Genomic DNA, 5,732 nt, shown 5'->3' with positions numbered 1-5,732 from the left:
CCCCTAGCATGCTTACCTTGCCGGGGTGCCCCACCCTCGCAACGCTAGGGTGGGCAAGGAAGGCAAGAACTCCTATGGCTGCTTCTGGCTCTCCAGCTCCTGCATCACCGACTGAATCAGCTCCTTCGCCCCGGTAATCTGCGAGAGAACAAACTGCAGATCGAGCGCCGGAACCGCCGGATTACGGTTCGAGGTGCAGTAGACGCCATGCTGTCCAACCATAGCCAGGGCATCTGTCAGCACATCGAGCGACACGGCGAGTCTTCCACGAGCAACGCCCATCATGAACTCGTGTTTCTCGAGTTCCTCGCGCCGGTCGTGGAAGACATTCGCCAAACTACCACTCCTTCGCTGCGGTATCGGGAGTCAACGGGGTGCTCGCAACCGGAGCCTTCCAGCGAAGGACCGGCTTACGCGCAGCCGTGGTCTCATCCAGGCGCCGCAGGCGGGTTGTATGCGGAGCAGTCTTCACCAGCTCCGGATTTTCTTCAGCTTCACGTGCGATCTGGCGAAGAGCATCGACCAGCAGGTCCAGCTCCTCACGGCTCTCGCTCTCGGTCGGCTCAATCATCATCGCGCCGGCAACGATGAGCGGGAAGCTCACCGTATAGGCGTGGAAGCCGTAGTCGAGCAGACGCTTGCCCATGTCGCCGGTCTTCACGCCATTCTTCGCCTGCAGCTTATCGCTGAAGACGACCTCGTGCATCGACGCCGTCTTGAAGGGCAGGTCGAAGACATCTTCCAGCTTGGCGCGTAGATAGTTGGCGTTGAGAACAGCGTCTTCCGTCGTCTGGCGCAGGCCATCCGGACCGTTGGCCAAAATGTAGGCCAGGGCGCGGATAAACATACCGAAGTTACCGTACCAGGCGCGCACACGGCCGACGCTCTGCGGACGGTTGTAGTCCAGTGTGAGCATACCGTCGCTCTTGGTCGCGAGCACGGGTGTCGGAAGGAAGGGCTCCAGAATCTTCTTGCAGGCCACCGGACCGGAACCTGGGCCGCCGCCACCGTGCGGCGTGGAGAAGGTCTTGTGCAGGTTCAGGTGCATCACGTCCACACCGAAGTCGCCGGGACGAACCTTGCCAACCAGAGCGTTCATATTAGCGCCGTCCATGTACAGCAACGCGCCCTTGGCGTGGAGAATGTCGGCGATCTTATGGATCTCGCTCTCGAAGACACCGATCGTTGAAGGATTGGTCAGCATCAGCGCTGCTGTATCCTCATCGACCAGCTTCTCCAACTCGGCGAGATCGACCATGCCCTCGGCATTCGACTTCAGGTTCTGCACCTGGTAGCCGACTACCGCAGCCGTAGCGGGATTCGTCCCGTGAGCCGAGTCCGGAATCAGGATCTTCTTCCGCGGATTGCCCTTGCTCTCGTGATACGCACGCACCAGCAGAATGCCGGTGAACTCTCCATGCGCGCCCGCAGCGGGCTGCAGTGTGATGGAGTCCATGCCGGTGATATCCAGCAGCGAATCCGTGAGCACCTGCATGATCTCCAGTACACCCTGCGACAACGACTCCGGCTGATAGGGATGCGCCTCGGCCAGGCCTTCCAGGCGGGCGACCAGCTCATTCACGCGGCCGTTGTACTTCATCGTGCAGCTTCCCAGCGGGAACATGCCGAGATCGATCGCATAGTTCCAGGTGGAGAGGCGCGTAAAGTGACGAACGATTTCGATCTCTGAGAGCTCCGGCATCACGCCGAGGTCGGTGCGGACAGCATCGCCCAGCAGCGCGGCGGCGTCCACAGCCGGAACGTCCAGCTCGCTCAGGCGGTAAGCCTTCTTGCCCGGCGACGACTTCTCAAAGATCAGGTCCTCGTTCTGATTAACGTGGACTGAGGCCTTCTTCGGGGTTCCTACAAACTTATCTCCCATTACTTCAGCACCTCCGCCGCAGCATCAATCTGTGCCCTGGTCGTGAGCTCGGTAGCGCACCAGAGCGAAGCGTTCGGTCCGAGCTCGGGATAGAACTTCTCCAGCGGCAGGCCGCCGACGATCTTGGATTGGAGCAATGCGGCATTGCCCTTTTCGGATGTCTGTGAGCCCTGATACACGAACTCGTTGAAGCGCGGCGCTCCACCGAACAGCACTTTGCCGGTGCCGCCGATGGTCTGTGCCGCGTAGTGAGCCTTCGCCAGGTTCTGCTCGCCTAGCTCCTTCAGACCCTTACCGTAGACCGTCAGGAAGACCGTCACCATCAGCGCCACCAGCGACTGGTTGGTGCAGATGTTCGAGGTCGCCTTCTCGCGGCGGATATGCTGCTCGCGAGTGGACAGCGTCAATACGAAGCCGCGCTTGCCGTCCATATCCTTGGTCTCGCCGGCCAGGCGTCCGGGCATCTGCCGCAGGAACTTCTCCTTGCAGGCAATGACGCCGCAGTACGGCCCACCATAGCCCACGGGAACACCGAAGGACTGCGCTTCCATCGCGACAATATCGGCCTCAGCCGGTGGCTTAACGATGCCGAGCGAAACCGCCTCGGCGATCGAGACAATCAACAGAGCGCCCTTCTTATGCGCGATATCCGCAATCGCGGCCACATCTTCAATCGTTCCGAAGAAGTTCGGCGACTGGATCAGGACGCAGGCGGTGTCATCGGTGATAGCGGCATCGAGCTTGGCCAGATCCACACGTCCGGTCGCGGGGTCATAGTCGACCTCGGTCTTCGGGATGGACTGATGCTGCGCATAGGTCGTCAGCACCTCGCGATACTCCGGGTGCACCGTGCGCGCAACGACAGCTCCGTTACGTCCGGTAACCCGAACCGCCATCATCACAGCCTCGGCAGCACCGGTTGAGCCGTCGTACATGGAGGCATTCGAGATCTCCATGCCGGTCAGCTCGCAGATCATCGTCTGGAACTCGAAGAGCGCCTGCAGGGTTCCCTGCGCGATCTCCGGCTGGTACGGCGTATAGCTGGTCAGAAACTCACCACGCGAGACCACCGTGTCGATCAGAACGGGACGATAGTGACGATAGGCGCCCGCGCCCAGGAAGCTGGCATAGCCAAGAGCGTTCTTCTCGGCAAATGCCTTGAAGTGCTCGATGACCTCCTGCTCGCCATGTTGCCGCGGAACATTCAGGTCGCGGCTCAGGCGATACTCCGCCGGAACCGTCGCGAACAGATCGTCGATGGACTTCGCGCCGATATCGGCGAGCATCGCCTCACGGTCGCTGGGACTCTTTGGTAGATAACGCATCAGTGGCCCGTCTCTTCGCTGATGAACTTCTCATAGGCCTCGGCGGTCAGCAGGCTCTCGAGCTGTGAGGCATCGAACTCGGACTTGATCATCCAGGTCGCATTGGCATCGGCATTCACCGATTCCGGAGCGGAGTTCAGGGCTTCATTGATTTCGAGGACCTTACCGTTCACCGGCGAGTACAGATCGCTGACGGCCTTTACGGACTCGACGGTGCCAAAGCTCTCACCGGCCTTCAGCTCAGCGCCCACGGCAGGCAGCTCGACAAAGACAATATCGCCCAGCGTCGACTGCGCGTAGTCGGTGATGCCGATTCTGCCATCGGCTGCGATCCACTCATGTTCTTTCGTGTAGCGGTACTCGGTCGGGTAAGCCATTGCGGGTGCGCTCTCCAGTCTTTAGAAAAATCGGATGCAACGGAAACTGCAAAACTACGTGGTCTTCTTAGGCTTTTTGTAGAAGGGCAACGGAACTACCTTCGATTTCACCATGGTGGAGCGGACCTGTACGGCCAGCTCTGTATCTACGGCACTCAGCTCTAYAGGAACGTAGGCCATGGCAATGTTCTTCTTCAGGAAAGGCGAAGGCGAGCCGGAGGTAACGACCCCGATCTCTTTGCCATCGAGCGTGAAGACCGGATATCCATCGCGGGCGATGCCGCGGTCAATGGTCTCAAGGCCTACCAGCTTGCGCTTCGGTCCACCCTCCGCCTGCACGGCGAGCAGCGTCTGCTTGCCGACGAAGTCGGCGTCCTTATCAAGCTTGCAGTAGCGGCCCAGGCCGGCCTCGAAGACGTTGATGGTGTCAGAGATCTCGTGACCGTAGAGGGCCATAGCGCTCTCCAGGCGAAGCGTGTTGCGCGCGCCCAGACCGCAAGGCAGAATGCCGAACTCCTTGCCGGCCTCCATAACCTCATTCCAGACGCGAGCGCTGGTGGCTTCGTCGGAGGGGACATAGATCTCGAAGCCGTCTTCGCCGGTGTAGCCGGTGCGGGCGACCAGGACGTTATACAAACCACAGACCTTGCCCCAGGTGAACCAGTAGTTCTTGATGGCGTCCAGGTCAACATCGGTCAGCTTGCGCAGCACATCGATGGCCTTCGGGCCCTGGATGGCAAGCTGCGTGTACATATCGCTGAAGTCGTTGATATGAACACTCGGCATCATGCCGATGGTCTTGCGGACCCAATGCACATCCTTCTCGCGCGTGCCGGCGTTGATGACGATCAGGTAGTCGTTCTCGCTGAGCTTGTGCAGCACCACGTCGTCGACGAAGGTGCCTTCGGGGGTCAGCATGGCGGAGTAGTGCGCCTGTCCTATCTGCAGCTTGCTGGCGTCGTTCATCAACAGCTTCTGCACGGCATCCAGCGAACCCGGCCCGCGGAGCTGGATGTCACCCATATGCGAGACATCGAAGAGACCCACACCCGTGCGGACAGCCAGGTGCTCGGCGATCAGGCCCGAGTACTCGACCGGCATATCCCATCCGCCGAAGTCGACCATCTTGGCCTTCAGGGCGCGGTGGGTGGCATTCAATGCGGTTTTACGAAGCACGGAGCCAGAGTCAGACACGGTTACGACCACCTTTGTTTGAGCTTGGATTGTGGTGCGAAGGGCAAGGATTGATTTTAATTCAGGGGGCCGGATGTGTCACACATGTGCGCTAACCGCGCAAAGGAGATAAGAGAGATTTGGCCCTTTTTTGTCATTTCGCAGCGACCGGTACCCCCGGCTGCCACGCCGCCCGGGATGGGCGAAGATCCAGGTCGCATTAGCAAATTCCGGCTATCCCATGCATTGGGTGCCCCATCCATCGCATCGCGATGGGTGGGATAGATCGAACTTGCCGATACGCCCTAACGGGGCTTCTTTGCCGCCCGGACAAAGCTGGTGACAGCAAACCACGTAAAAAGCAGGGCAATCGCCGCGCTCATGTACCACTGCTGCCGATGGACTCCGCCTTCGCGGTAGGAGGCGAAATGGGTAATCGTCGCCTGCACAAAATACAGGGCAAAGAAGGCGAAGAGCGTGCCCATCACCTGCAGCCAGACGGCTCGGCCGGCGTGTTTGACGGTGCCGAAGAAGCCCCGGCTGGCGCCCTGCGCGGCACGGCGCACATCGATGTGCTGGCGCGCACTCTGCCGTGGAGCCGGCGTTGGATCGGGGGCGGCAGCCGCCTTGCTGGCTTCAATGGCGGTGCGCGCGGCGTGTCGAACGCCCGCACCCAGCACCTTTCCCAGCCGCACCTTATCCATGTCTCCAGTTTACGCGTTGGGAAGTTTTTCCCTGAAACACGTGTTGCAAGACCAACCCCGCAGGATCGACCTGTAATCCAACCAGGCATGAGAATGCTTATTCTTTCGGCTGCTTTTGTGGGCGCCGCTGCTGCCGCGTTTCTGATCTCCAGGCCAGGTGCTGAGCCGGAGAAGAAGAGAGAGAAAGAAGAGGAGAAACCAATCGAAAAGGGAAAAACAATTGGGGATCTTGCCCACCAACTCGAAGACGCATGGAGCGACCACCATACCC

Annotated in this window: 6 protein-coding genes; all 6 read right to left on the bottom strand. The window is 60.0% G+C overall.

Annotated features, from left to right (window positions below):
• Positions 1–72 precede the first annotated feature (72 nt).
• Entirely contained in the window at positions 73–336 is a 264-nt protein-coding gene (locus tag AB4043_RS12125) for a hypothetical protein (RefSeq protein WP_442302061.1), read from the bottom strand.
• Position 337: 1 nt separating this feature from the next.
• Positions 338–1,882, bottom strand: a complete 1,545-nt coding sequence (gene gcvPB / locus AB4043_RS12120) for an aminomethyl-transferring glycine dehydrogenase subunit GcvPB (RefSeq protein WP_442302062.1) — start codon at positions 1,880–1,882, stop codon at positions 338–340.
• Positions 1,882–3,207: an aminomethyl-transferring glycine dehydrogenase subunit GcvPA gene (gene gcvPA, locus AB4043_RS12115; RefSeq protein ID WP_442302063.1), complete on the bottom strand. Its 1,326-nt coding sequence runs from the start codon at positions 3,205–3,207 to the stop codon at positions 1,882–1,884. The genes gcvPB and gcvPA overlap by 1 nt, the downstream gene beginning before the upstream one ends.
• Entirely contained in the window at positions 3,207–3,584 is a 378-nt protein-coding gene (gene gcvH / locus AB4043_RS12110) for a glycine cleavage system protein GcvH (protein ID WP_442302064.1), read from the bottom strand. The genes gcvPA and gcvH overlap by 1 nt, the downstream gene beginning before the upstream one ends.
• 54 nt (positions 3,585–3,638) lie before the next feature.
• Entirely contained in the window at positions 3,639–4,778 is a 1,140-nt protein-coding gene (gcvT, locus tag AB4043_RS12105; protein ID WP_442307148.1) for a glycine cleavage system aminomethyltransferase GcvT, read from the bottom strand.
• A gap of 284 nt (positions 4,779–5,062) precedes the next feature.
• Positions 5,063–5,461, bottom strand: a complete 399-nt coding sequence (locus AB4043_RS12100) for a hypothetical protein (protein ID WP_442302066.1) — start codon at positions 5,459–5,461, stop codon at positions 5,063–5,065.
• Positions 5,462–5,732: the final 271 nt, after the last annotated feature.

This window comes from Terriglobus sp. YAF25, assembly GCF_052113305.1.
Lineage (GTDB): Bacteria > Acidobacteriota > Terriglobia > Terriglobales > Acidobacteriaceae > Terriglobus.
This window is presented reverse-complemented; position numbering and strand designations above follow the sequence as displayed.

Bases quoted from the DNA above. Each gene is read 5' to 3' on its own strand.
- gcvPB (WP_442302062.1), bottom strand. From the start codon at position 1,882: ATGGGAGATAAGTTTGTAGGAACCCCGAAGAAGGCCTCAGTCCACGTT.
- gcvPA (WP_442302063.1), bottom strand. From the start codon at position 3,207: ATGCGTTATCTACCAAAGAGTCCCAGCGACCGTGAGGCGATGCTCGCC.
- gcvH (WP_442302064.1), bottom strand. From the start codon at position 3,584: ATGGCTTACCCGACCGAGTACCGCTACACGAAAGAACATGAGTGGATC.
- AB4043_RS12100 (WP_442302066.1), bottom strand. From the start codon at position 5,461: ATGGATAAGGTGCGGCTGGGAAAGGTGCTGGGTGCGGGCGTTCGACAC.